At 67.8% G+C, this 23,189-nt stretch carries 25 protein-coding genes; 8 read left to right on the forward strand and 17 right to left on the reverse strand.

Annotated features, from left to right (window positions below; genetic code table 11):
- Positions 1-21 precede the first annotated feature (21 nt).
- The gene (metF, locus tag ACNR9W_RS14675) at positions 22-894 is read left to right on the forward strand and encodes a methylenetetrahydrofolate reductase [NAD(P)H] (RefSeq protein ID WP_419269953.1); all 873 of its coding nucleotides are present in this window, start codon (positions 22-24) and stop codon (positions 892-894) included.
- A gap of 25 nt (positions 895-919) precedes the next feature.
- Here metF and ACNR9W_RS14680 read toward each other — a convergent pair whose 3' ends face one another.
- Both ACNR9W_RS14680 and ACNR9W_RS14685 read right to left on the reverse strand, forming a co-directional pair.
- Entirely contained in the window at positions 920-1,999 is a 1,080-nt protein-coding gene (locus tag ACNR9W_RS14680; RefSeq protein ID WP_419269951.1) for a DUF2235 domain-containing protein, read from the reverse strand.
- A 35-nt stretch (positions 2,000-2,034) separates the two neighbouring features.
- Positions 2,035-3,189, reverse strand: a complete 1,155-nt coding sequence (locus ACNR9W_RS14685) for a type III PLP-dependent enzyme (protein WP_419269949.1) — start codon at positions 3,187-3,189, stop codon at positions 2,035-2,037.
- Positions 3,190-3,348: 159 nt separating this feature from the next.
- On the opposite strand from ACNR9W_RS14685, the gene ACNR9W_RS14690 reads away from it, so the two are divergent.
- The gene (locus ACNR9W_RS14690) at positions 3,349-3,780 is read left to right on the forward strand and encodes an Lrp/AsnC family transcriptional regulator (RefSeq protein WP_419269948.1); all 432 of its coding nucleotides are present in this window, start codon (positions 3,349-3,351) and stop codon (positions 3,778-3,780) included.
- Here ACNR9W_RS14690 and ACNR9W_RS14695 read toward each other — a convergent pair.
- Positions 3,777-4,409, reverse strand: coding sequence for a winged helix-turn-helix transcriptional regulator (locus ACNR9W_RS14695; protein WP_419269946.1), 633 nt, complete (start codon positions 4,407-4,409; stop codon positions 3,777-3,779). The genes ACNR9W_RS14690 and ACNR9W_RS14695 overlap by 4 nt on opposite strands.
- Positions 4,410-4,481: 72 nt before the next feature.
- Here ACNR9W_RS14695 and ACNR9W_RS14700 point away from each other — a divergent pair, with 72 nt between their 5' ends.
- The 3 genes from ACNR9W_RS14700 to ACNR9W_RS14710 all read left to right on the forward strand — a co-directional run bounded on the left by ACNR9W_RS14700 (position 4,482) and on the right by ACNR9W_RS14710 (position 8,319).
- On the forward strand, positions 4,482-4,841 hold the full coding sequence (locus tag ACNR9W_RS14700) for a DUF1428 domain-containing protein (RefSeq protein ID WP_419269944.1): 360 nt from the start codon (positions 4,482-4,484) through the stop codon (positions 4,839-4,841).
- Between the two features lie 90 nt (positions 4,842-4,931).
- A complete protein-coding gene (locus ACNR9W_RS14705) occupies positions 4,932-7,925 on the forward strand; it encodes a valine--tRNA ligase (protein WP_419269942.1) in 2,994 nt (997 codons plus the stop codon).
- Between the two features lie 79 nt (positions 7,926-8,004).
- Positions 8,005-8,319: a DnaJ family domain-containing protein gene (locus ACNR9W_RS14710; protein WP_419270195.1), complete on the forward strand. Its 315-nt coding sequence runs from the start codon at positions 8,005-8,007 to the stop codon at positions 8,317-8,319.
- Here ACNR9W_RS14710 and ACNR9W_RS14715 read toward each other — a convergent pair.
- From ACNR9W_RS14715 to ACNR9W_RS14725, 3 genes are read right to left on the reverse strand one after another with little or no spacing between them, the layout of a single operon-like run.
- Complete coding sequence (locus tag ACNR9W_RS14715; RefSeq protein ID WP_419269940.1) at positions 8,306-9,406, reverse strand: pyridoxal phosphate-dependent aminotransferase; 1,101 nt, start codon at positions 9,404-9,406, stop codon at positions 8,306-8,308. The genes ACNR9W_RS14710 and ACNR9W_RS14715 overlap by 14 nt on opposite strands.
- Positions 9,406-9,642 (reverse strand): Lrp/AsnC ligand binding domain-containing protein, encoded by a 237-nt coding sequence (locus ACNR9W_RS14720; RefSeq protein ID WP_103171752.1) that lies wholly within the window; start codon positions 9,640-9,642, stop codon positions 9,406-9,408. The genes ACNR9W_RS14715 and ACNR9W_RS14720 overlap by 1 nt, the downstream gene beginning before the upstream one ends.
- Before the next feature lie 24 nt (positions 9,643-9,666).
- The gene (locus ACNR9W_RS14725; protein WP_419269939.1) at positions 9,667-11,043 is read right to left on the reverse strand and encodes an MATE family efflux transporter; all 1,377 of its coding nucleotides are present in this window, start codon (positions 11,041-11,043) and stop codon (positions 9,667-9,669) included.
- A 162-nt stretch (positions 11,044-11,205) separates the two neighbouring features.
- On the opposite strand from ACNR9W_RS14725, the gene ACNR9W_RS14730 reads away from it, so the two are divergent.
- Genes ACNR9W_RS14730 through plsY form a run of 3 tightly spaced genes read left to right on the forward strand, consistent with a single transcriptional unit; the run spans position 11,206 to position 14,032 of the window.
- Positions 11,206-12,165 carry an aspartate carbamoyltransferase catalytic subunit gene (locus ACNR9W_RS14730; protein WP_419269937.1) on the forward strand — a complete coding sequence of 320 codons (960 nt, stop codon included), beginning with the start codon at positions 11,206-11,208 and terminating at the stop codon, positions 12,163-12,165.
- Positions 12,166-12,167: 2 nt separating this feature from the next.
- A complete protein-coding gene (pyrC, locus tag ACNR9W_RS14735) occupies positions 12,168-13,448 on the forward strand; it encodes a dihydroorotase (protein WP_419269935.1) in 1,281 nt (426 codons plus the stop codon).
- Positions 13,445-14,032 (forward strand): glycerol-3-phosphate 1-O-acyltransferase PlsY, encoded by a 588-nt coding sequence (gene plsY / locus ACNR9W_RS14740; RefSeq protein WP_419269933.1) that lies wholly within the window; start codon positions 13,445-13,447, stop codon positions 14,030-14,032. Before pyrC ends, plsY begins: the two co-directional genes overlap by 4 nt.
- On the opposite strand, the gene ACNR9W_RS14745 is transcribed toward plsY, so the two are convergent.
- The 11 genes from ACNR9W_RS14745 to ACNR9W_RS14795 all read right to left on the reverse strand — a co-directional run bounded on the left by ACNR9W_RS14745 (position 14,029) and on the right by ACNR9W_RS14795 (position 23,165).
- Positions 14,029-14,433: a hypothetical protein gene (locus ACNR9W_RS14745; RefSeq protein ID WP_419269931.1), complete on the reverse strand. Its 405-nt coding sequence runs from the start codon at positions 14,431-14,433 to the stop codon at positions 14,029-14,031. The genes plsY and ACNR9W_RS14745 overlap by 4 nt on opposite strands.
- 105 nt (positions 14,434-14,538) lie before the next feature.
- Positions 14,539-15,909 (reverse strand): glutamate--cysteine ligase, encoded by a 1,371-nt coding sequence (locus ACNR9W_RS14750; protein ID WP_419269929.1) that lies wholly within the window; start codon positions 15,907-15,909, stop codon positions 14,539-14,541.
- A 69-nt stretch (positions 15,910-15,978) separates the two neighbouring features.
- Positions 15,979-16,485: a hypothetical protein gene (locus tag ACNR9W_RS14755; protein ID WP_419269927.1), complete on the reverse strand. Its 507-nt coding sequence runs from the start codon at positions 16,483-16,485 to the stop codon at positions 15,979-15,981.
- A gap of 37 nt (positions 16,486-16,522) precedes the next feature.
- Positions 16,523-16,957: a molybdenum cofactor biosynthesis protein MoaE gene (locus tag ACNR9W_RS14760; RefSeq protein ID WP_419269925.1), complete on the reverse strand. Its 435-nt coding sequence runs from the start codon at positions 16,955-16,957 to the stop codon at positions 16,523-16,525.
- A 3-nt stretch (positions 16,958-16,960) separates the two neighbouring features.
- On the reverse strand, positions 16,961-17,212 hold the full coding sequence (moaD, locus tag ACNR9W_RS14765) for a molybdopterin converting factor subunit 1 (protein ID WP_419269923.1): 252 nt from the start codon (positions 17,210-17,212) through the stop codon (positions 16,961-16,963).
- Positions 17,202-17,834: a CDP-diacylglycerol--glycerol-3-phosphate 3-phosphatidyltransferase gene (gene pgsA / locus ACNR9W_RS14770; RefSeq protein WP_419269921.1), complete on the reverse strand. Its 633-nt coding sequence runs from the start codon at positions 17,832-17,834 to the stop codon at positions 17,202-17,204. Before pgsA ends, moaD begins: the two co-directional genes overlap by 11 nt.
- A 78-nt stretch (positions 17,835-17,912) precedes the next feature.
- A complete protein-coding gene (locus ACNR9W_RS14775) occupies positions 17,913-18,314 on the reverse strand; it encodes a hypothetical protein (RefSeq protein ID WP_419269919.1) in 402 nt (133 codons plus the stop codon).
- A gap of 85 nt (positions 18,315-18,399) precedes the next feature.
- Positions 18,400-20,250 (reverse strand): excinuclease ABC subunit UvrC, encoded by a 1,851-nt coding sequence (gene uvrC, locus ACNR9W_RS14780; RefSeq protein ID WP_419269917.1) that lies wholly within the window; start codon positions 20,248-20,250, stop codon positions 18,400-18,402.
- A 300-nt stretch (positions 20,251-20,550) separates the two neighbouring features.
- The gene (locus ACNR9W_RS14785; protein WP_458478742.1) at positions 20,551-21,279 is read right to left on the reverse strand and encodes an SDR family oxidoreductase; all 729 of its coding nucleotides are present in this window, start codon (positions 21,277-21,279) and stop codon (positions 20,551-20,553) included.
- A gap of 47 nt (positions 21,280-21,326) precedes the next feature.
- Entirely contained in the window at positions 21,327-22,250 is a 924-nt protein-coding gene (locus ACNR9W_RS14790) for a calcium/sodium antiporter (protein WP_419269913.1), read from the reverse strand.
- 105 nt (positions 22,251-22,355) lie between these two features.
- Entirely contained in the window at positions 22,356-23,165 is an 810-nt protein-coding gene (locus ACNR9W_RS14795) for a S49 family peptidase (RefSeq protein ID WP_419269911.1), read from the reverse strand.
- Between the last annotated feature and the right edge of the window lie 24 nt (positions 23,166-23,189).

Here is a 23,189-nt window from a genome sequence, read left to right on the forward strand (position 1 = left end):
CGCCAACAGAAAGGATTCGCCATGACCCCGCCGAAGATCAGCTTCGAGTTCTTCCCGCCCAAGACGCTGGAGGCCTCATTCAAGCTGTGGGAAACCGCGCGGGTTCTGGCGCCGCTGGCCCCCGACTTTGTGTCGGTCACCTATGGCGCGGGCGGCACCACGCGCAAGCTGACCCATGAGGCGGTGACCACCATCAACCGCCAGTTCGGGCTGGAGGTCGCGGCGCATCTGACCTGCGTCGAGGCCACGCGCGCCGAGACGATGGAGATCGTGCAATCCTATGCCGATGCCGGCATCCGCCAGATCGTGGCCCTGCGCGGCGACGCCCCCCAGGGGGCCGCGCGCTTTACCCCGCATGACGACGGCTTTGCCACTTCGGTGGAGCTGATCGAGGCGATCGCCGCACGCGGCGACATGACCATCCGCGTCGGCGCCTATCCCGAGCCGCATCCCGAAAGCCCCGACCGCGATGCCGACGTGGCCTGGCTCAAGCGCAAGATCGACGCCGGCGCCTCCAGCGCGATCACGCAGTTCTTCTTCGAGCCCGAGACCTTTTTCCGCTTCCGCGACAAATGCATCACGGCCGGGATCGAGGCGCCGATCATCCCCGGCATCCTGCCGATCCAGAGCTGGGCCGGCACCAGGCGTTTCGCGGCCAGCTGCAACACCACCGTTCCCGAATGGGCCGAGGAGGCCTTCCAGCTGGCCTCGCTGGACGGTCCTGAGGCCGAGCGTGCCCTGGCCACCAGCCTCTGCGTGGACCTGTGCGAAAAGCTGATCGCGGGCGGGGTGGACCAGCTGCATTTCTACACGCTGAACCGGCCCGAACTGACGCGCGACGTCTGCGCCGCACTGGGTGTTCGGCCTGCGGCGGGCATCGAGGCGGTGGCCTGACCGGCGGTCGCTGGCGGGCTGCGCGTCAGGCCGTGCGCGACGGATGCTCCCCCCTGTCGGCCGGAGCCTTCCTTCTGCGCCGTCGCGGACGGTCCGCAGCCAAGGGCGCCAGCGCCCCCGTCAACAGGGCAGGCCCCGGATAGGGGCGCAGGACCGAGACATGCAGCGCCTCGGTCGCATATCGGCCGGCCAGGCGCGGGGCACGCATCAGAAACAGCTTGCCCCAGTTCCGCCAAGACCCGATTGACGGCGCCGTCGCGTCGCGGGGAAACAGCTCCCTCCAGCCCTGCGGCAGGGCCAGCCCCGATGCCTCGGCGCGCTCCAGCATCCAGACCAGGGGGATGTTCGCCAGCGGCCGGGCGAATTCCAGGCCGCTGAGCTGGCCGCCGATATCGGCATGGGCGCCGCGGAACCACATCTGCTCGATCCGGCCGGCGGCGTGGTCGTCATCCCACAGCAGGGGCGCAAAGGCGGCGCGGGTCTCGTCCAGCGCCAGGGCCTGATAGCCCCGCTCGATCCCCTGCCCCAGATGCGCGTCGTGAAATCGAAAGCGCGGCTCGGTCAGCACCCACAGCGCCGGCAGCCGCAGCCCGAAGGCCGTCACCGTGTCGAAGCAGCCCACCATTCGGATCGGGGCCGCGGCGTGACAGCGGCGGCGGCGGAACAGCTCCAGTGTCTCACGTGCGGCCCCCTGCTGGTAATAGCGCCAGGCCAGCCGGATATGACGTTCGGTCGCGCCTTCGGCGCGCAGCAGGCCGACGCGGCTGATCATGCCCGCCAGGCTGCGGACGGCAAAGGCCCCCCGCGAATAGCCCAGCATGAAGATGCGGTCGCCCGGCTGATACCCCGAGGCCAGCCAGCCATAGGCTTCGGTGATGCGCAATTCCAGGATCCGGCCCATCGCCAGATCGGGCAGGGTCTGCCAGCGGTTCCACTGCTGACCCATGCCGTAATGGACCCGCATCCGGCCTGCCGGCATCGGCCCCAACTGCCCGGACAGAAGCCGGTAGATCCGCCCGATCGAACTGCGTCTGCCCTCGGCCAGAGAGGCGAAGGTGCCGTCCATCAGCACGACATGGGTGGTGGGCGGGCGAATCGCTGTCATGCCCCCAAGACTAGCATGGGGGCATGAGCGAATCGTTAGGACAGATGCATCACCGTCGCGTGGGTCATGGCGCCGAAGCCATTGAATCGCGTGTTGGTTACGGTCGAATATGCCCCGGCCCCGTGGAAGATCACATAGTCGCCCTCGGCAACATCCTCGGGCAGGCTCAGCTCTCCGGGCAGGCGGTCCACCGAATCGCAGGTGGGGCCAAAGATCACCCGCCCGCCGGCATCGCCGCCGCGCGGCTGGCCCTGCGGGGTCAGCACCTCGATCCGGTCAATGTTGCCGATGATGGGCAGTTCGGCCAGGCCGCCATAGACGCCGTCGTTGAGGAAGACATGGCCGCCGTCGCGGATCCCCTTGACCCGGGTGATCAGCGAATAGGCGTCACCGACCAGGCCGCGGCCCGGCTCGCAGACCAGCGCCGGCGCGTCATCGCCGAACATCTCGGTCGCGGTGTCGCCGATCTCCTGGAAGATCGAGGCCAGGTCGGGCTCGACCCCCACCACGCGGTGCGACGGGAAGCCGCCGCCGACGTTCAGCCGATGCGCCCGCACGCCGGCCATGTCGCAGATGTCCTTGGCCACGCGGATATAGCTTTCCCAGGCGATCGGGTCGGTGCATTGCGTGCCCGGGTGGAAGGTCAGCGAGGCGACATAGCCGCGCCGCGCCACCTCGGCCAGCAGTTCGGCCGCCAGTTCCGGCGTCGCGCCGAATTTCGACCCGAAGTCATAGGCGGCGCCCAGCACCGGCAGCTTGAAGCGGGGCGAGATCTCGACACCTTCGCCGGCCACCTCTGTCGGCACCTGTTCAAACAGCTTCTCCAACTCGGACCGGCTGTCGACGGACCAGGCGCGGATGCCGGCGGCGACGGCATGGGCGATTTCGGACCGGGAGCGGACCGGGTTGTGATAATGCCGTGCGGCACGCGGGGCCATGCGCCCGATCAGGTCGATCTCGAAGGGCGAGGCGACGTCGAAACCCTGGATGCCGGCGGTCACCAGGTTCTGGATCACGGCCTCTTCGGGGTTGGACTTCACCGCATAGGTGACAAGCCCCGGAAATCCTTCAATGAACTGCCGCGCACGGTCCTGCAGCACCGTCGGCGCGAAGACCATGACCGGATGTTCCGGGGCGAGATGGCTAATAACCTCGGCCGGATTGTCCCAGACGGTCTTCTGTTGTCCCATTGCGGTTCCTTTCGAACAGGCAGTGCGGGTAAGGGGCTTGAACTCAGAATGGCGCTTTTGGGTTCCGAATTCACCGATGAAAAGGGTAGATTCGCACCTTATCCCGGTTATTATGCCACCGATCATGTCATTTTGACGAAATCTGCCGGCAGGGGACCCTTGGACGATCTGGATCGCAACATATTGTCGCAGCTGTCGGGCGACGCGCGCATGTCGGTGGCGGTCCTGGCGCGGCGGCTGCGCGTGGCACGGTCGACGGTGCAGGCCCGGCTGGAGCGGCTGGAGGGCACCGGCGCCATCGCCGGATACACGCTGCGCCTTGGCGAGGCCGCACAGGGGGCACGCATCCGCGCCTCGGTCCTGGTGGGGATCGAGCCGCGCAGCCTGCCCGCCGTCCTGTCGCGGCTGAAGGTCATGCCGCAGGTCGAACGCATCCACACCACCAGCGGCCGGATCGACCTGCTGGTGCAGCTGGCCGCTGGATCGACCGCCGAACTGGACGACGCGCTGGACCGGATCGGCGGGATCGAGGGCGTCCGGTCCTCCGAAAGCCTGATCCATCTCTCCACCAAGCTGGATCGCGCGGTCTAGCGCAGCCGGAACAGGTCCAGAAACCGCTGCGCCAGCGCGCCGTCGCCATGCAGGACCACGTCGTCCTGCGCGGTCAGGGGCTGCGGGCCATAGATCGCGCGCGCCAGGGAATTGCCGCTGCCCTCCAGCACGAAATCGGCCTGGAGGTCGTCCTGCGCCTCAACCTGAAGGACGCTGTCGCCGGTCAGCCGCTGCACGAAGCCCTCGCGCCCGATCAGGAAGCCCGCGCGCAGCGACAGGCCCTGCGCCGCCTGCGCATCGATCATCGCCGTCATCGAGATCATCAGCGCGACCGGGCTGATGAAGCGGCCGGGATCATGGCCCGGATGCAAGGCCCCCCAACGGCACAACGCCTGCAGGACCGGCAGCAGCCCCCGCCCCGACGGCGTCACGCCATAGATACCAAGCCGCGCGTCGTGCCGAACGACGCCCGCGCCGATCAGCTGCGTCAGGCGCTGCGTCAGCACCGCCGCCGTGATCCCGGGCAGGCCGGCGCGGATCTGCTGGAACCGCTTGTCGGCCAGCATCAGCTCTCGCAGCACCAGCAGGGCCCATCGGTCCCCCACCAGGTTCAGGGCATGGGCCGCAAGGCAGCCTTCGTCATATCGCAGCCGGGATTGTTCGGTCATAAAATGATACTAACAGTTGCTTTTGCATATCTCAAGGCGCACCCTGCCTGTGGGGAATCACAGGAGGATCAGATGACCTACTATTCCGGTTTCGTGCTGGCCGTCCCTGCGGACCAGAAGGACGCTTACGCCAATCACGCGCGGGCGGCCTGGCCCATGTTCCAGCGGTTCGGCGCGCTGCGGATGGTCGAGGCCTGGGGCGAGGACGTTCCCCATGGCCAGCAGACCGATTTCTACAGCGCCACCCAGGCCGTGGAGGGCGAGGTTCCGGTGTTCTCCTGGATCGAGTGGCCCGACCGCGCCACCGCCGATGCGGCCTGGACCACGATGATGGCCGAACCGCAGCCCGAGATGTCGTCCATGTCCGATATGCCCTTTGACGGCAAGCGGATGTTCTGGGGCGGCTTTGCGCCGGTGGTCGACCTCAGCTGAGCTGCCGCAACCGGCATGGCCCCTGCCGGCATGGCTTGGCCTTTGCCCCTGCATTCGCTAATCCGTCCCCAGGCAAGGGGATATGCAGCGATGACGATGGACAAGAGCTTTGACGCCAAGGCCGCCGAGGCCCGGATCAGCGCCGAATGGGAACGGGCGGATGCCTTCGCGGCCGGGGCCAATGCCTCGCGCAGCGAAACCTTTACCGTGATGATCCCGCCGCCCAATGTCACCGGCAGCCTGCATATCGGGCACGCCTTCAACAACACGCTGCAGGACATCCTGGTCCGCTGGCACCGGATGCGCGGCTTTGACACGCTGTGGCAGCCCGGCCAGGACCATGCGGGGATCGCCACCCAGATGGTCGTCGAGCGCCAGATGGCGCAGCGGGGCGAGCCGAACCGCCGCGAGATCGGGCGCGACGCCTTTGTCCAGAAGATCTGGGACTGGAAGCGCGAATCCGGCGACACGATCATGGGCCAGCTGAAACGCCTCGGCGCCAGCTGCGACTGGTCGCGCAACGCCTTCACCATGTCGGGCGCGCCCGGCGCCCCCGCGGGCGAGGAGGGCAATTTCCACGACGCGGTGATCCGGGTCTTTGTCGACCTCTACAACAAGGGGATCATCTATCGCGGCAAGCGGCTGGTGAACTGGGACCCGCATTTCGAGACCGCGATCAGCGACCTGGAGGTCGAGAACCGCGAGGTTCCGGGCCATATGTGGCATTTCAAGTATCCGCTGGCGGGCGGCGAGACCTATGAATATGTCGAGCGCGACGAGGACGGCAACGTCACCCTGCGCGAGACGCGCGACTATATCAGCATCGCCACCACCCGCCCCGAGACGATGCTGGGCGACGGCGCTGTGGCGGTTCATCCGTCGGACGCGCGCTATGCCCCCATCGTCGGCAAGCTGGTCGAGATCCCGGTCGGCCCGCGGGAGCACCGCCGCCTGATCCCGATCATCACCGACGAATATCCCGATCCCGATTTCGGCTCCGGCGCGGTCAAGATCACCGGCGCGCATGACTTCAACGACTATGGCGTCGCGATGCGCAACAACATCCCGCTCTATGCGCTGATGGACACCAAGGGCGCGATGCGGGCCGACGGCCTGTCCTATGCCGAAAGCGCCGCCATCGCATCGCGCGCCGCACGGGGTGAGGATGTAGGCGAGATCTCGGCCGTGAACCTGGTCCCCGAGGATCTGCGCGGCCTGGACCGGATGGAGGCGCGCAAGCGCGTGGTCGATGCGATCACCGCCGAGGGCCTGGCGGTCACCTACCTGCACAAGGAGATCGACAAGGAAACCGGGGCCGAGCATCTGGAGCGCCGCCCGGTGATCGACGCCAAGCCGATCATGCAGCCCTTTGGCGACCGCTCGGGCGTGGTGATCGAGCCGATGCTGACCGACCAGTGGTTCGTGGACACCCAACGCATCGTCGGCCCCGCGCTGGAGGCAGTCCGGACCGGGCGCACCCAGATCCTGCCCGAGCAGCACAAGAAGGTCTATTTCAACTGGCTCGAGAACATCGAGCCCTGGACCATCAGCCGCCAGCTGTGGTGGGGCCACCAGATCCCGGTCTGGTATGGGCTTGAGAAAGATGACGCTGGCAAGCTCAGCTGGCAGATGAATATGAAGCCCAACCAGCAATTCTGTGCTGAGAACGCAGAGGCTGCGCGCTTGCAAGCAGAAGCGTTTTACGGGAAGCCGGTGGTTGTCGTGGAAGACCGGACTCAAGCAGCAGAACTGTTCTTGGACGCTTTTGAGGGCAAGGACCGACCTTTGCCGATTTACCGCGACCCTGACGTGCTGGACACCTGGTTCAGCAGCGGCCTTTGGCCCATCGGGACGCTTGGCTGGCCCGAGAAGACGCCCGAGCTGGAGAAGTATTTCCCGACCGACGTGCTGGTCACGGGCTTCGACATCATCTTCTTCTGGGTCGCCCGGATGATGATGATGCAGCTGGAGGTGGTGGGCGACGTGCCCTTCCACACGGTCTATGTCCATGGGCTGGTGCGCGACGAAAAGGGCGCCAAGATGTCCAAGTCCAAGGGCAACGTGATCGACCCGCTGACGCTGGTGGACGAATATGGCGCGGATGCGCTGCGCTTTACGCTGACCAGCATGGCCGCGATGGGCCGCGATCCCAAGCTGGGGCCGAAGCATGTCGAGGTGAACCGCAACTTTGTCACCAAGATCTGGAATGCCGCCCGCTTTGCCGAGATGAACGGCGTGCGCGGCGGCGGGCAGCGGCCCCAGCCCGCCCATACGGTCAACCGCTGGATCATCGGCGAGACGGCGCGGACGCTGATGGACGTGGACCAGGCGCTGGCCTCCTATCGGTTCAACGATGCGGCGACGGGGCTTTATGCGTTTGTCTGGGGCAAGGTCTGCGACTGGTACGTGGAATTCGCCAAGCCGCTGTTCGACGGCGAGCATGCCGAGGAGACGCGGGCGACGATGGGCTGGGTTCTGGACCAGTGCTGCCTGATGCTGCACCCGATCATGCCCTTCGTGACCGAGGAGCTGTGGGCGACAACAGGAAACCGCACCTCGATGCTGGTCCATGGCGACTGGCCCCAGCTGGGCGCGGAGCTGATCGACGCGGATGCGGACCGGCAGATGAACTGGGTAATCGCGCTGATCGAGGCGGTACGTTCGGCCCGCGCGCAGATGGGCGTGCCGGCAGGCGCGAAGCTGGACCTGGTGGTGACCGAGGCGGAGGCGGCCGCCCGCACAGCGCTGGCCGCCAATAGCCCGCTGATCGAGCGCCTGGCGCGGGTCAACGCCCCCGCCGACGGCGCGGCAGGCAAGGGGATGATCGCGGTTTCGGTCCAGGGGGCCAGCTTTGCGCTGCCCATCGGCGACGTCATCGACGCCGCGGCTGAGACAGCCCGCCTGCAGAAGGCCGAAGGCAAGGTCCGCAAGGATGCCGAGGGCTTGCAGAAGCGCCTGTCGAACCCGAAATTTGTCGAGAATGCCGAAGCCGAGGTGATCGAGGAGACCCGCGACAAGCTGGCGGCGCTGGAGGATGACATCGCGCGTCTGCAGGCGGCGTTGACGCAGCTGGCCGCGATGTGAGCATGGCCGGCCGGCGGCCCCGGCGGGGGCCTTCGGCCGAGGGTATTTGGGCAACGAAGAAGCGCAGGCGGAGGTGCGCATGGGCTGGCTGGAGCGGATCACCGAGCGGATGATGCTGAAGGCCCGCGCGGAGGGAAAGATGCAAGGGCTGGAGGGCGAGGGGCGACCCCTGCCCGACCGGCCCCTCGAGAGGGATGCGACCGCCGCAGGTTTCCGGATCATGGCGCAAGCGGGCGTCCTGCCCGAGGAGATCGTCCTGAAAAAGCAGGTGATCGCGGCGCAGGCCCGTCTGGCCGGCATGCCCGAGCGCGCGGCGTTGCTGGCCGAGATCGCGCGGCTGCAGATGCGTCAGGCGATCGCCGAGGAGGCGCGGCGCCGTTTCATGCGGGACTGACGGCTGCCAGCGCCCGGGGCAGGACATCGGCCAGAACGTCAAGATGCGTCGCGGGGGCACAGCTGATCCGGATGCAGCGATCCAGGGGGGCTGCGCCCGGCATCCGCACGAAGACGCCCTGATCCTCCAGTGCCGCGACCAGCGCGCGGTTGAAGTCGCCGTCGCGGCCCGTGTCCAGCGCCACGAAATTCGTGGCGGACGGCAGGGCGGTCAGGCCGTTATCCGCGCCGATCCGGGCGATCTGGTCGCGCGCGGCCTCGACCTGGGCCACGACATGCGCCAGCCAGCCCTGGTCGGCCAGCGCCGCAAGGGCACCGGCCTGGGCGATGCGGTTCACGCCGAAATGGTTGCGGATGCGGTCAAAGCCCGAGATCAGGTCCGGCGCGCCGATGGCATAGCCGATCCGTGCGCCGGCCAGGCCATAGGCCTTGGAAAAGGTCCGCATGCGGATGACGCGCGGGTCGTCGGCGGCAATGTCCGGGATGGCTTCGGCGGGGGCGAATTCCGCATAGGCCTCGTCCAGGACCAGCAGGCAGTCGGGGGGCAGGTCCTCGAGCATCGCCTGGATCACCGAGCCCTTGTGCCAACTGCCCATCGGATTGTCCGGATTGGCCAGATAGACCAGCCGCGCGCCGACCTGCCGGGCCCGCGCCAGCAGGGCCTGCGGATCCTCGGCGTCATCGCGATAGGGAACCTTGTGCAACGCGCCGCCGAAGCCCGTCACGTGATAGTTGAAGGTGGGATAGGCGCCCTCGGACGTCACCACCGCATCACCGGGGCCGACCATCAGCCGCACCAGGTTGCCCAGAAGCCCGTCGATCCCCTCGCCCACCATGATGTTGGAGGGCTGGACCTGAAGATGCGCGGTCAGCGCCCGGGTCAGGTGGTGACTGGGGCCGTCGCCGTATTTCCAGATCTCGTTCACCGCCTCGCGCATGGCCCGCGCGGCCAGGGGGCTGGGGCCGAAGGCGCTTTCGTTCGCACCCAGGCGGGCCAGGAACGGGGCCTGGCGGCGACGCTCCAGCGTCTCGGGACCGACAAAGGGGACGGTGGCGGGCAGGCCCGCCGGCAGGGGCGCGAACCGCATCAGAAGGCGCGGAAGGTCATGGTCGTCAGGGTCCGGCTGATATGGGGGATGTCGAACAGCCGATCGGACAGGAAGCGGCCGACATCCTCGTCCTCGGGGATGTAGACCTTGGCGATCAGGTCGTAATCGCCCGAGGTGGAGTAAAGCTCGCTGACGACCTCGCGGTCATAGATCGCCTCGGCCACCTGATAGGTCTTGCCGGGTTCGCAGCGGAACTGGACGAAAACAGGGCGCATCTGGGATCTCCTTCCGGGCGCAGGTTAGACCGCGGCGGGGACGCGGGTCCAGTCCCCGCGCGCGTGGCCGCGCCAGAAGCGCCGCATCAGCAGGACCGCAGCAAAGCTCAGCCCCACGCAGAGGCCCAGCCACAGGCCGGCCGGGCCAAAGCCCAGGGGGAAAGCCAGCGCCCAGGCCACCGGCATGCCGACCACCCAATAGCTGAAGCCCGCGATCCACATCGGCACCTGCGTGTCCTGGACGCCGCGCAGGAAGCCCAGGGCGATGACCTGGAAGGCGTCGGTCAGCTGGAACAGCGCCGCATACATCAGCAGCATCGAACCCAGCAGGACGATTTCGGGGGCCTGCGGGTCGGTCGGGTCCATGTAGAGCCGCACCAGCCGTTCCGAGAACAGCAGATAAAGGGCGATGAAGACCATCGAAAAGACCAGCGACATCCAGACGACCGTCAGCGCCGCGTCCCGCATCCAGGGACGGTCGCCGCGGCCCTTGGCCTGCCCCACCCGGACGGTGGCCGCGTTCGACAGGCCCAGATGCGCCATGAAGGTGATCGAGGTGATCTGCAGCGCGATTCCGTGGGCGGCCAGCTGCGGCGTGCCGATCCAGCCCATCATGATGTTCGAGGCGACGAACAGCCCGCCTTCGGCCACCATGGTCAGACCGATCGGCCAGCCGATCAGCGCCACCTGCCGCATCGCCTGCCAGTCGGGCCGCCAGAAACGCTGGAACAGGTGGTACTTGCGCGCCATCGGCAACCAGGCGGCATAGATCACCAGCAGCAGCAGCTGGAACACCTGCACCGTGACGCTGGCGATGGCGGCGCCCCGGACGCCCAGTTCCGGCGCACCCAGGTTGCCGAAGATCAGCACCCAGTTCAGCGCCAGGTTCAGCGGCAGGCCCGCCAGCGTGACCCACATCACCACCTGCGTCCGCTCCAGCGCCGCCAGATAGGAGGCCAGCGTCAGCTGTCCCAGCACGACGCCCAGGCCCCAGCCCGCGATGCGCAGGTAATCCTGCGACAGCGAGGCCACCGTCGCGGTCTGCCCCAAGGCCAAGAGGATCGGCTCGGAATACCACATCAGGGGCATCACGATCAGCGCAAAGGCCGAAGACAGCCACAGCGCCATGCGCGTCCCGCGCCGGACCTCGGTCTCGTCGCCCGAGGCGATGTTGCTGGCGATCAGCCCCATCACGCCGGTGCCGAAGCCCATGCCCAGGAAGAACAGGATGTGGAAGAAGGATGTCGCGATGACCAGCGCGGCCAGCGGCTCGACCCCGTACCAGCCGATCATCACCGTGTCGCCGATGCCGATGGCCATGCGCGCCAGGTGGCTGCCGATCAACGGCAGCCCCAACGACAGGGTCGCAAGGATGTGAGGGCGATACCGGCTCATTTGCATGATTGCGCCATAGCCTGCCACCCGCGACGCGGCAAGAGGAGGGTTGCATCACGTGCAGGAATCCGCACCCTTTTCCTTGGGGCTGCGCGCCATCGTCCTGCCGGCTTGCCGGATTCCCCGCCATCTGCGATAGAACCCCCGTCCCCCACCATGAGGCCGCACATGAGCTTTCGCGCCCGCCACCTTCTGGGCATCGACCATCTCAAGCCGGACGAGATCACGTCGCTGCTGGACCTGGCCGAAGATTACGTCGCCCTCAACCGCCGCACGGTCAAGCATTCCGACGCGCTGGAGGGGCTGACCCAGATCAACATGTTCTTCGAGAACTCGACCCGCACCCAGGCCAGCTTCGAACTGGCGGGAAAGCGGCTTGGGGCGGACGTGATGAACATGGCGGTCAGCCAGTCGTCGGTGAAGAAGGGCGAGACGCTGATCGACACGGCGCTGACGCTGAACGCGATGCAGCCCGACCTGCTGGTGGTGCGGCATCCCCATTCGGGCGCGGTGAACCTGCTGGCCGAAAAGGTGAACTGCGCGGTCATCAACGCGGGCGACGGGCGGCACGAACATCCCACGCAGGCGCTTTTGGATGCGCTGACGATCCGCCGGGCCAAGGGCCGGCTGCACCGCCTGACCATCGCCATCTGCGGCGACATCGCGCATAGCCGGGTTGCGCGGTCGAACCTTATCCTGCTGGGCAAGATGGAGAACCGCATCCGCCTTATCGGACCTGCGACCTTGATGCCCTCGGGCGTGGCCGAGATGGGCGTGGAACTGTACGAGGACATGCGCGAGGGGCTGAAGGGCGCGGATGTCGTCATGATGCTGCGGCTTCAGCGGGAGCGCATGGACGGCGGCTTCATCCCGTCCGAGCGCGAATATTTCCACCGGTGGGGACTGGATGCGGAAAAATTGGCACTGGCCGCGCCCGACGCGATCGTCATGCATCCCGGCCCGATGAACCGCGGTGTCGAGATCGACGGCACCATCGCCGACGACATCAACCGCAGCGTGATCCAGGACCAGGTCGAGATGGGCGTGGCCGTGCGCATGGCCGCGCTGGACCTGCTGGCCCGCAACCTGCGGGCCGAACGCGGCCGGGCCGCAACGGGCGAGGTGTGACCATGGACCTGATCTTTGCCAATGCGCGCCTGATCGACCCCGAGACGCAGCAGGACGCCCCCGGCAGTTTGCGCGTCACCGACGGCCGCATCAGCGGCCGGGGCGCGCCCGGCGAACCCGCGCCCGAAGGCGCCACCGTCATCAATTGCGGCGGACGGGCGCTGGCCCCCGGCCTGATCGACTGGGGCGTCAAGATCGGCGAGCCGGGCGAACGGCACAAGGAAAGCTTCCGCAGCGCGGGCCGCGCGGCTGCGGCCGGCGGCGTGACCACGATGATCGCCCGCCCCGACACGATCCCCCCCATCGACACGCCCGAGGCGCTGGAATTCGTGGCCCGGCGCGCGTTGGATGCACCCGTCAACATCCACCACATGGCCGCCCTGACCAAGGGCCGCGAAGGCCGGGAAATGGTCGAGATCGGGTTCCTGACCGACTTGGGCGCGGTGGCCTTCACCGATGGCGTGCGCGTGGTCCGCGACACCAAGCTTCTGTCGCGCTGCATGACCTATGCCCGGGGCCTGGATGCGCTGATCGTGGGCCACCCGCAGGACCCGGGCCTGTCGCAGGGCGCGGCCGCGACCAGCGGTAAGTTCGCGTCGCTTTACGGGATCCCTTCGGTCTCGCCCATGGCCGAGGTGATCGGCCTGGACCGTGACCTGGCGCTGGTGGCGATGACCCGCTGCCGCTACCATGCCGACCAGATCACCACCGCCGGCGCCCTGCCCGCCCTGGGCCGCGCCCGCCAGGCCGGGCTGGACGTCACCGCCGGGATCTCGATCCACCACCTGACGCTGAACGAGTTCGACGTTGGCGACTATCGCACCTTCTTCCGCTTCACCCCGCCCCTGCGGTCCGAGGATGACCGCCAGGCGATGGTGCAGGCGGTGGCGGACGGGCTGATCGACGTGATCGCCAGCTTCCACACGCCGCAGGACGAGGAATCCAAGCGCCTGCCCTTCGAGGCGGCCGCCCCCGGCGCCGTCGGGCTTCAGACCCTGCTGCCGGCGGCGCTGCGGCTCTATCACCAGGGCGGGCTGACCCTGCCGCAGCTGTGGCGGGCGATGTCGCTGAACCCGGCCCGGCGGATGAAGCTGCCCTCGGGCCGGCTGTCGACCGGGGCGCCCGCGGACCTGGTTCTGTTCGATCCGGACGCGCCCTTCCTGATGGACCGCTTCACGCTGCTGTCGAAATCCAAGAACACGCCCTTTGACGGCGCCCGCATGCAGGGGCGCGTGCTGGGCACCTGGGTCGCGGGCCGCCGTGTCCACGGAGAAGACGCATGAGCCTGATCCTCTGGACGCTGTTCGGCTATCTGCTGGGCTCGGTGCCCTTTGGCCTGGTGATCGCCCGTGCGGCGGGCCTGGGCGATCTGCGCAAGATCGGCTCGGGGAATATCGGGGCGACCAATGTGCTGCGGACCGGCAACAAGCCGGCCGCGCTGGCGACGCTGCTGCTGGATTCGGGCAAGGGCGCCATCGCCGTCCTGATCGCCCGCCAGTTCGGAGGCGAGGCCGCGGCCATCCTGGCGGGCGGCGCGGCCTTTCTGGGCCACTGCTTCCCGGTCTGGCTGGGCTTCAAGGGCGGCAAAGGGGTCGCGACCTTCCTCGGCACGCTGCTGGCGCTGCACTGGCCGCTCGGCCTGATCGCCTGCGCCACCTGGGGGCTGACCGCGCTGGTCAGCCGCATCAGCAGCCTCAGCGCGCTGCTGGCCGCGGCCCTGGCGCCGGTCTTTGCCTGGGGCATGGGCCGGACCGACATCGCGGCGGTCTCGGCCTTCATGGCGGTGCTGATCTTCATCCGGCACCATGCGAACATCCGCCGCCTTCTGGCGGGGACCGAGCCGCGCATCGGCCGCAAGCAGGCTTAGCGTTCGGCGACCAGGATGCGGCGCGAGGGGCGTGACGGGGCCACGGCGGCGCCCCGCAGCCCGTTGGGGGTAAAGGGCCCCTGCATCTCGGGCTGGGGCACGGCGGGTGCCGGAGCGTCGTCCTCTTCCGGCAGGAACTCGGCCGGCGCCTCGGGCGCGGACAGGCGCCGCAGCGCCTCCACCCCGCGACGGGCCGAAACGGCGATCGAGATCAGGGCAAGGCAGGCCCCCGCCAGCAGGATCAGGACCGCCAGCCCCAGCAGCCCCAGAAAGATCGGCATCGGCGGCACGCCCTCGGCCTGCCGCACCAGGGTCACCACCGCGCCCAGCACGGCCAGCACCCCCAGGCCAAAGACGGTCGCGACCAGCCGCCCGATCCACTGCATCACATCACCACGCATGACTCGTCCCCGCATGTTTTGCGCCTGGCCTGCCACCAGACGCGCGCCGGATCAAGCACTGCATCCTCACCTTCGCGTGCGGCCCCCAAAGGGGGCCGGCCTGCATCAGTAGGAATATTCGTCATAGATGCGGTTCAGATCGCCGCCCCAAGACCCGTGATATTTCTCCAGCAGTTCGTCCGCCGGGACCTTGCCGCTGTCCACGCTTTCCTTCAGCGCATTGAGGAAATGCGTCTCGTCCGGGACCAGCCCGTCATTGCCGGACCGCGCCCGGGCCTTCAGCCCGCCTTCGGCGATGGCCAGCACTTCGCGCGCCAGGTCGTGCATCCCGACGCCGCCCGCCTGCGCCTGCAGACCGTCGCGACCCGCCGCGACGCGCAGCCCTTCGCGCGTCTCCGCGTCCCAGTCCTTGACCAGATCCCAGGCCGCATCCAGCGCGCCCTGGTCATAGGTCAGCCCGACCCACAGTGCCGGCAGGGCGCAAAGCCGCCGCCAAGGGCCGCCATCGGCGCCGCGCATCTCGATGTACTTCTTGACGCGGGCTTCCGGAAAGACCGTCGTCATGTGGTCGGCCCAGTCCGACAGGGTCGGCACCTCGCCCGGCAGGGCGGGCAGGCGGCCGTCCAGGAAATCCTTGAAGCTCTGGCCCAGGGCGTCGATGTATTTCCCGTCGCGATAGACGAAATACATCGGCACGTTCAGCACATAATCGACCCAGGCCTCATAACCGAAGCCGTCCTCGAAGACAAAGGGCAGCATGCCCGTGCGCGCCGCATCCAGGTTCTGCCAGATATGCGCGCGCCAGGACTTCATCCCGTTGGGCTTGCCGTCCAGGAAGGGCGAATTGGCGAACAGCGCGGTCGCCACCGGCTGCAGCGCCAGCGCCACGCGCATCTTCTGGACCATGTCGGCTTCGCTGGCGAAATCCAGGTTCACCTGCACCGTGCAGGTCCGGTACATCATCTGCGTGCCAAGCGTGCCCACCCGGCCCATGTAATCGGTCATCAGCCGATAGCGCCCCTTGGGCATCATCGGCATGTCGTCCTGGCCCCAGATGGGCGCGGCGCCCAGCCCGATGAAGCCCGCGCCGATCTCCCTGGCGACGGTCTCGACCTCGGCCAGGTGCTGGTTCACCTCGTTGCAGGTCTGGTGGATCGTCTCCAGGGGCGCGCCGGACAGTTCCAGCTGGCCGCCGGGCTCCAGGCTGACATTGGCCCCGTCGCGCTCCAGCCCGATCAGCTTGCCGGCCTCCAGGACGGGGGACCAGTTGAACCGGTCGCGCAGCCCCTCCAGCATCGCGGTGACCGAGGCCGGTCCCTCGTAGGGCAGCGGCATGCGATTGGCCAGGTCATAGCCGAACTTTTCGTGCTCGGTGCCGATGCGCCAGTCCGCCTTGGGCTTTTCGCCGCTGGCGATATAGGCGGCAAGCTGGTCGCGATGCTCGATGGGGCCTCCGCCCTGCTGGGGTATGGACATGCGGTCGAGGCCTCTCAAGGTTTCAAGTCGATCACAGGTGGCAAGGCCGGCCAGCCGAGTCAAGCCGCCTCAGTCCTGTCTCCGCCAAACGGTGCGGATGGCGTCACGCTGATCGGCCACATGCGCCAGCGCCGCCGAGACGGCCCGCATGTCAAGCCCCGGCAGGGCCGTGAAGGCATCGGCCAGCGCCTCGGCCCCGGCGGCATCGGCCGGCACCAGCAGCGCCTCGCCGGTATGGCTGCGCAGCCGCCAATGGGCGCGGGCGCGCACGCGCAGCAGGCGGATTTCGGTCAGGTCGCGCAGGGCGATCTCTCCGCCCAGTTCGGTGGCGCCGTAATAGCGGATCGCCCCCTCGACCACCTCGACCACGCCGGGCGCGGCCACGGGACGGCGGAAGGCGCCGCGGCGCAGCGCTCCCAAGGCAAGGACTGCCCCGACCAGCACCACGGCGCCGCCGACCAGGGCCAGGAACCAGCCACCGCGAAAGGCCAGCCACAGGCCGAGGCCCGTCAGGCCGACGAAGATGATGAGTTCGGCATGCCGGCCGAAGCTTTGGCGCAGTTCGGGGCGGATCATCCGGCACCCCCCAGGGGCGACCGGGCGCAGGCGCGGCCTACCACCGCGACAACGCGTCCTCGTCGCTGTTCTTGGCCTCGACCCAGGTGGCGCTGCCGTCGCGGGCGATCTCCTGCTTCCAGAAGGGGGCGCGGGACTTCAGCCAGTCCATCAGATAGTCGGCCCCATCGAAGGCGGCGCGGCGGTGGCGGGCGGCGGTGGCGACCATCATGATCGGCGCGCCGACCTCGATCCGTCCATGACGGTGGATGATGCGCCAGTCGCTCAGCTGAAAGCGGCGGGCGGCCTCGGCGCCGTACTCGTTCAGGGCGCGTTCGGTCATGCCGGGATAATGCTCGATCTGCAGCGCTGCCATCAGGCCGGTATCGTCGCGCACGAGGCCGGTGAAGGTCACCACCGCGCCGGCCCCCGCGCCAAAGCCCGTCAGCTCGGCCGCAAGATCGAAGGGTTCGGCCTGGACACGCGCCGACATGGATCAGCCGCCCGTCATGGGCGGAAAGAACGCGACCTCGCGCACCCCCGCCAGCGGCGCGTCCAGCTCGGCCAGTTGCTGATCCACCGCGCAGCGCAGCGTGCCCAGGTCCGCGAATGCCGCGGCATGGCCGTCGGAACGGGCGACCAGCTGCGCGACCAGGTCGCGCACCGTGGCGGCGTCGGTGGTCACGGTTTCGCGCGGCTGGCCCACGCGTTCGCGCAGCCAGGCGAAATAGAGGATCTCAAGGGTCACGCGGCGGCTCCTTCAGGTAGGGCAGCGCCTTGACGAAATAGTCCCAGCCCGTCACGGCGGTCAGCACGGCGGCCAGCCAGATCAGCACCAGCCCGGCATGGGTGGCCAGCGCCGCCCAGCTGCCCGACCAGACCAGGCCGGTTTCGCCCACGCGGGGCGGCCGGCCGTCGGTGACATAGGCCAGCCCGGTGCCCAGGAACAGCACCGCGATGGCGACCATCTGCAAGGTCGTCTTCCACTTGGCCAGCTTGGTGACCGCCAGGGTGCGGGATTTGTCGCCCAGAAATTCCCGGAGCCCCGAGACAAAGACCTCGCGGAACAGGATCACCGTCACCGGCAGGATCAGCCAGGGGTTCATGCCCGAATAGCCGGTGATGACGACCAGCGCGATCACCACCATCGCCTTGTCGGCGATCGGGTCCATGGCGGCGCCAAAGCGGCTTTCCTGCTTCCAGGCGCGGGCCAGGTAGCCGTCGAACCAGTCGGTGATCGCCGCCAGCAGGAACAGCGTCAGCGCCGCCCAATCCGCCCAGGGACGATGGAAATACAGAAACATCAGCGGGACGGCGGGCGCCGCCAGAAGCCGAAGCAGGGTCAGGATATTGGGGAGGTTCCAGCGCATGAGGGCACGCTAGTCGCTGCCGCACCGGTTGGAAAGGGGCAAGGCGCCACGCCCCTGCCCCGGCCATGGCCCCCGGCGTCAGGCCGCCTTGTCGGTATTGTCATCCAGGTCGAAACTCTGCTGCCCGATGGTCAGGTGCAGGGCCTTGATGCGCGTCTCGCCCAGGTAATGCGTCGGGCGGCCGGTGACCCGGACCGCGTCCCCCGGCAAAAGCGCCAGCCCCTCCAGCCCCAGCGCGCGGTTGCGGGCATGGCTGCCCAGTTCGACCGTCCAGTTCATGCCGTCGGGCGCCCGCACCTGCAGCGTCGGGTCGCTGCCCTTGATGTTGATGTCGGTGATGGTCGCGTCGAGGCAGGTCAGGTCGTCGTCGTCCAGTGGCATCGGCGATGCGGCAGCGGCATCATGGGGCGCGCGCAGGACAATGCGATACGCGAGCGGTCCGAAGAACCCGGCAAAGGGCATGTCAGCCTCCTTTGTCATCTGTGAGCAAGATCGAAGCCTACTCCGAATCGCTCGCGTCTGGGTGGTATGGTGCTACCGGATACCCCGATCGGCCTCGGGCCGCTCATCCCTTGGGGTGGAAATGGTCATGGACCTTCTGCGCCATGGCGGCCGAAATCCCCTCGACCGCCTGAAGATCGGGCAATCCGGCGCGGCTGACGGCCTTGGCGCTTCCGAAATGCGTCAGCAGCGCCCGCTTGCGTGCGGCACCGATGCCGGCGATCTCGTCCAGGGGGTTCGACATCTGCGCCTTGGCTCGCTTGGCGCGATGCGTGCCGATGGCCCAGCGGTGCGCTTCGTCGCGCAGACGCTGGACGAAATACAGCACCGGGTCGTTCATGCGCAGCGCAAAGGGCCGGCGGCCGGGGCGGTGGAATTCCTCCTTGCCGTGATCGCGGTCCTGGCCCTTGGCGACGCCGATCATCGGGATGTCCTCAACCCCCAGCTCGGCCATGATGCTTTCGACTGCGCTGACCTGCCCCGCGCCGCCGTCGATCAGCAGCAGGTCCGGCCAGGCCTCGGTCTGGCGGTCGGGATCCTCCTTCAGCAGGCGGGTGAAGCGGCGGGTCAACACCTCCTTCATCATGCCGAAGTCGTCGCCCGGGGTGATCTCTGTCCCCTTGATGTTGAACTTGCGGTACTGGTTCTTGATCCAGCCGTCTGGCCCCGCGACGATCATCCCGCCGACGGCATTGGTGCCCATGATGTGGCTGTTGTCATAGACCTCGATCCGGCGCGGGGGAGCGGGCAGCTCAAAGGCCTCGGCCAGGCCCTCCAGCAGGCGCAGCTGGGTCGCGCTCTCCGACATGCGGCGCGCCAGGCTTTCACGTGCGTTGCGCAGGGCATTGGTGACCAGGTCGGACTTTTCGCCCCGCAGCGGCACGGCCACCTCGACCTTGCGATGGGCGCGTTCGGACAGGACCTCGGCGGCCAGGTCCGGGTCCTCGGGCGGGTGCGACAGCAGGATCTGCCGCGGCGGCGGCTTGTCGTCGTAGAACTGCAGCAGAAAGGCCTGCATGACCTCGTCCGGGCTCTCGGCCCCGCCAAGCCGGGGATAGAAGTCGCGGTTCCCCCAGCTCTGATTGCCGCGGATGAAGAAGACCTGCACGCAGGCCTGCCCGCTTTCCATATGCAGCGCCACGATATCGGCCTCGGCCACGCCCTTGGGGTTGATGGCCTGCACGGACTGAACCGCGGTCAGCGCCTTGATCCGGTCCCGCAGCGCTGCGGCGCGCTCGTATTCCATGTCCTCTGCGGCCTTGGCCATCTCTGCCGCGAGGTTCGACTGGATCGTCGTCGTCTTGCCCTGCAGGAAGCGCTCAGCATCGCTGACCAGAGTGCCGTAATCCTGTTCGCTGATCCGGCCCACGCAGGGCGCGCTGCAGCGCTTGATCTGGAACAGCAGGCAGGGGCGCGTGCGGGATTCAAAGGTGCTGTCGGTGCAGTTCCTCAGCAGGAAGACGCGCTGCAACTGCGTCAGCGTGCGGTTCACCGCGCCCGCGCTGGCGAAGGGGCCGTAATAGTCGCCCTTTTCCGACTTGGCACCGCGATGCTTCTTGATCTGCGGAAAGCCGTGGGACTTGGCCACCAGGATGTTCGGAAAGGATTTGTCGTCGCGCAGCAGCACGTTGTAGCGCGGCTTGAGCTGCTTGATCAGGTTCTGCTCCAGCAGCAGCGCCTCGGTTTCGGTGTTCGTCGTCAGGAACATCATGCTGGCCGTCTCGCGGATCATCCGCGCGATGCGGCCCGAATGGCCCGAAGGCCGGGCATAGTTCGACACCCGCGCCTTCAGGTCGCGGGCCTTGCCAACGTAAAGCACCTCCTGCTGGGCGTTCAGCATCCGGTAGACGCCGGGGCTGCCGTCAAGCGTGCGAAGGTAATCCTGGATCAGCGCGTGGCCGGTTTTCTGGGTCATGAGGTCAAAGTGGTGATTCTGAGGGCCGCTGCAAGTTCCGGAACCCGAGCGCAAGCACGAAGCTTTCCACGGAATCTGTGGATAATTCTGTGGGCGAGCTGTGAGGATGGATCGAAGGGACCAGCAATCGTTACACCTTCGTGAAGTTGCCGATAAAATAGGCAGTTTTCAACAGGCTTGAAATCATTGCCGAATTTAATCCCGCGCCCCACAACAAGGGAAAAAGCATGAAGATTCCAAGACATAGGTCCGGTTCCCTGACCGAAGTGGACAACAGGCCGCCACAGGTCCGGATCGGGCCTATTCCGGTCCTTGCACATCCGGTGTCCGCCAGCCCAGGTGCTGGCCGCCATCGACGCAGATCAGCTGCCCGGTGACGGCCCGCGCCTCCAGAAGAAAGGCCAGCGCCTGGGTGATGCCCTGGGGATCGGCGCCCCGGTTCAGGATCGTGCCGGCGCGCTGGCCCGCGAAATGCGCGGCCGACTGGCGGGCGCCGATCATGGTCGGGCCGGGCCCGATGGCATTGACCCGGATGTCGGGCGCCAGGGCCTGCGCCGCGGTGCGGGTCAGCGACCACAGCCCCGCCTTGGCAATAGAATAGGTCATGAACTCGGGCGTGGGCTTCAGGACGCGCTGGTCGACCATGTTGATGACCACGGCGCGGGCCTGCGGCTCTCCGTTCTCATCGGGAACGGCCTTGGGCGCCTGCGCCGCAAAGGCCTGGATCAGCTGAAAGGGCGCGCGCAGGTTCGACCCGATATGGCGGTCCCAGCCCTCCATCGTGGCGCTGTGGATGTTGTCATAGTCGAAGATCGAGGCGTTGTTCACCAGAACCGTCAGCGGCCCCATGGCCTGCCCCACGTCGGGAATCAGGCGCGCCGTCGCCTCGGGGTCCAGAAGGTCGGCCTGGAAGGTCTGGGCCCGCACGCCCAGGGCCCGGGCCTCGGCGGCGGTGTCCCGGGCTTCGGCTTCGGACCCGGCATAGTGGATCGCCACGTCATGGCCGTGCCGCGCCAGCTCCAGCACCATGGCGCGCCCCAGCCTGCGGGCGCCGCCGGTCACAAGCGCGACGCCCTTCACAGCAGCACCCAGGCATAGGCGGCATAGCCGACCAGAAGCGCCCCCCCGACCGGACGCGTCAGGCTGAGGCCCCGGAACAGGAACGGTGCCAGCAGCAGCGACGTGGCCAGCATCACCCAGAGGTCCAGGCGCAGCATCTCGGGCGGGACCGGGAGGGGCGACACGATCGAGGTGATCCCGAGGATCGCCAGGATGTTGAAGATGTTCGAGCCGACCACGTTCCCAAGCGCCATGTCCGCCCGCCCCCGCATCGCCGAGGCGACCGAGGCCGCCAGTTCCGGCAGCGAGGTTCCCACGGCCACCAGCGTCAGCCCGATGACCACTTCGCTGATGCCGAAGACGCGCGCGATGTCGGTGGCGCCGCTGACCAGCAGGTTCGCCCCGATGGGGAGCGCGATCAGGCCGCCGGCAAGCCACAGCACGATCTTGCCCCAAGTGGCGCCCAGTTCCGCGCCCTCGATTTCAGCCGCGTCGGCGCGGCCGGTGGACAGCTGGCGCCAGAGCACCGCGCCCAGGGCCAGCAGCAGGATGATCCCTTCTAGGCGGCCGATCTCTCCGGTGAAGGCCAGGGCGATCAGCAGGATCGAGGCGCCGATCATCATCGCCCAGCTTTCGCGCAGGTCATGCCCCTTGGTGACGATGACCGAGACCAGGGAGGTGAAGCCCAGGATGACCAGCACATTGGCGATGTTCGAGCCGACGACGTTGCCCATGGCGATGGCGCTGGACCCCTTCAGCGCAGCCGAGAGCGACACGATCAGTTCGGGGGCCGAGGTACCAAAGGCCACCACGGTCAGGCCGACGACCAAGGGAGTCATGCCAAGGCGCAGGGCCAGGTTGACCGCCCCCTTGACCAGCAGGTCGCCACCCAGAACAAGCAGGGCCAAGCCGCCCAGCACAAGCAGTATGTCAACGATCACGTCGTCCGATCCCCAGTAGGTTTTTCAATGTGCGGCGAAAGGCGGGGCCTTTGACCAAGGCCATCACCACCATGACAAGCAGGAACAGGACAACGACGCGCAGGCTCATCCGCGGGTCCCGAAGCGCTGAAAGGCGGCGCGATCCTCGGCGGCGTCGATCAGCGCCTCGGCTGACAGGCCAAGGCGGCGCAGCAGCGGGCGGCGCATTCCGTGTACCTCCAACCGCAGCCTGTCGCCGTAAAGCGCCTTCATCTTGGGGACCAGGTGCCCGATCCCGTCGGCCAGCCCAAGGCGCACGGCCTCGCGTCCGGCCCAGAATTCTCCGGTGAACAGGTCGCGCTCCTCGCTCAGGCGGGTGCCGCGACGTGCGCGCACGTGGTCCTTGAAGGCCTGGTGGATCGGCTCCAGGATCGTGTGAAGGCGGGCGACATCCTCGGGGTTTTCGGGGCGGAATGGGTCCATGGTCGATTTCGACCGACCGGCCGTGTGGACGCGACGCTCGATCCCCCAGCGGTCGATCAGCTGGTGAAAGCCGAAGCCCGCCGAAATCACGCCGATCGAGCCCAGGATCGAGCTTTCGTCGGCCCAGATCCGGTCGGCCGCGCAGGCCAGCCAGTACCCGCCCGAGGCCGCGACATCCTCGACAAAGGCATGGACCGGCACCTCGGTCTCGTCGGCCAGGCAGCGGATGCGGGCCGCGATCAGCGAGGACTGGACCGGAGATCCCCCGGGCGAATTCACAGCCAGGGCGACGGCCACCGGCTTGCCGCGGCGGAAGGCGCGTTCGATCAGCGGGGCCAGGGCCGCGTCGTTCAGCCCTCCGCCCCGGCCGGCCCCGCCGATGGTGCCCGTCAGGCGGATGACCGCGACGCGCGGCTTGCGGGACAAAAGGCGGTTGTTGAAGGCAATACCCATGGCCCCACAGATAGGCGCAAGTGG

The sequence above is a fragment of the Paracoccus sp. T5 genome (genome assembly GCF_048538155.2).
In the GTDB taxonomy this organism is placed as follows: Bacteria; Pseudomonadota; Alphaproteobacteria; order Rhodobacterales; family Rhodobacteraceae; genus Paracoccus.

Coding starts and splice junctions, on each gene's coding strand:
- ACNR9W_RS14710 (WP_419270195.1), top strand. CDS start 8,005: ATGGGCTGGCTGGAGCGGATCACCGAGCGGATGATGCTGAAGGCCCGC.
- ACNR9W_RS14680 (WP_419269951.1), bottom strand. CDS start 1,999: ATGACAGCGATTCGCCCGCCCACCACCCATGTCGTGCTGATGGACGGC.
- ACNR9W_RS14760 (WP_419269925.1), bottom strand. CDS start 16,957: ATGTCGGCGCGTGTCCAGGCCGAACCCTTCGATCTTGCGGCCGAGCTG.
- ACNR9W_RS14685 (WP_419269949.1), bottom strand. CDS start 3,189: ATGGGACAACAGAAGACCGTCTGGGACAATCCGGCCGAGGTTATTAGC.
- pgsA (WP_419269921.1), bottom strand. CDS start 17,834: ATGCGCTGGAACCTCCCCAATATCCTGACCCTGCTTCGGCTTCTGGCG.
- uvrC (WP_419269917.1), bottom strand. CDS start 20,250: ATGACCCAGAAAACCGGCCACGCGCTGATCCAGGATTACCTTCGCACG.
- ACNR9W_RS14775 (WP_419269919.1), bottom strand. CDS start 18,314: ATGACAAAGGAGGCTGACATGCCCTTTGCCGGGTTCTTCGGACCGCTC.
- ACNR9W_RS14715 (WP_419269940.1), bottom strand. CDS start 9,406: ATGCGGTTCGCGCCCCTGCCGGCGGGCCTGCCCGCCACCGTCCCCTTT.
- ACNR9W_RS14695 (WP_419269946.1), bottom strand. CDS start 4,409: ATGACCGAACAATCCCGGCTGCGATATGACGAAGGCTGCCTTGCGGCC.
- ACNR9W_RS14755 (WP_419269927.1), bottom strand. CDS start 16,485: ATGATCCGCCCCGAACTGCGCCAAAGCTTCGGCCGGCATGCCGAACTC.
- metF (WP_419269953.1), top strand. CDS start 22: ATGACCCCGCCGAAGATCAGCTTCGAGTTCTTCCCGCCCAAGACGCTG.
- ACNR9W_RS14725 (WP_419269939.1), bottom strand. CDS start 11,043: ATGCAAATGAGCCGGTATCGCCCTCACATCCTTGCGACCCTGTCGTTG.
- ACNR9W_RS14745 (WP_419269931.1), bottom strand. CDS start 14,433: ATGCGTGGTGATGTGATGCAGTGGATCGGGCGGCTGGTCGCGACCGTC.
- ACNR9W_RS14730 (WP_419269937.1), top strand. CDS start 11,206: ATGAGCTTTCGCGCCCGCCACCTTCTGGGCATCGACCATCTCAAGCCG.
- ACNR9W_RS14785 (WP_458478742.1), bottom strand. CDS start 21,279: ATGGTGCTGGAGCTGGCGCGGCACGGCCATGACGTGGCGATCCACTAT.
- plsY (WP_419269933.1), top strand. CDS start 13,445: ATGAGCCTGATCCTCTGGACGCTGTTCGGCTATCTGCTGGGCTCGGTG.
- ACNR9W_RS14700 (WP_419269944.1), top strand. CDS start 4,482: ATGACCTACTATTCCGGTTTCGTGCTGGCCGTCCCTGCGGACCAGAAG.
- ACNR9W_RS14705 (WP_419269942.1), top strand. CDS start 4,932: ATGACGATGGACAAGAGCTTTGACGCCAAGGCCGCCGAGGCCCGGATC.
- pyrC (WP_419269935.1), top strand. CDS start 12,168: ATGGACCTGATCTTTGCCAATGCGCGCCTGATCGACCCCGAGACGCAG.
- ACNR9W_RS14795 (WP_419269911.1), bottom strand. CDS start 23,165: ATGGGTATTGCCTTCAACAACCGCCTTTTGTCCCGCAAGCCGCGCGTC.
- ACNR9W_RS14750 (WP_419269929.1), bottom strand. CDS start 15,909: ATGTCCATACCCCAGCAGGGCGGAGGCCCCATCGAGCATCGCGACCAG.
- ACNR9W_RS14720 (WP_103171752.1), bottom strand. CDS start 9,642: ATGCGCCCTGTTTTCGTCCAGTTCCGCTGCGAACCCGGCAAGACCTAT.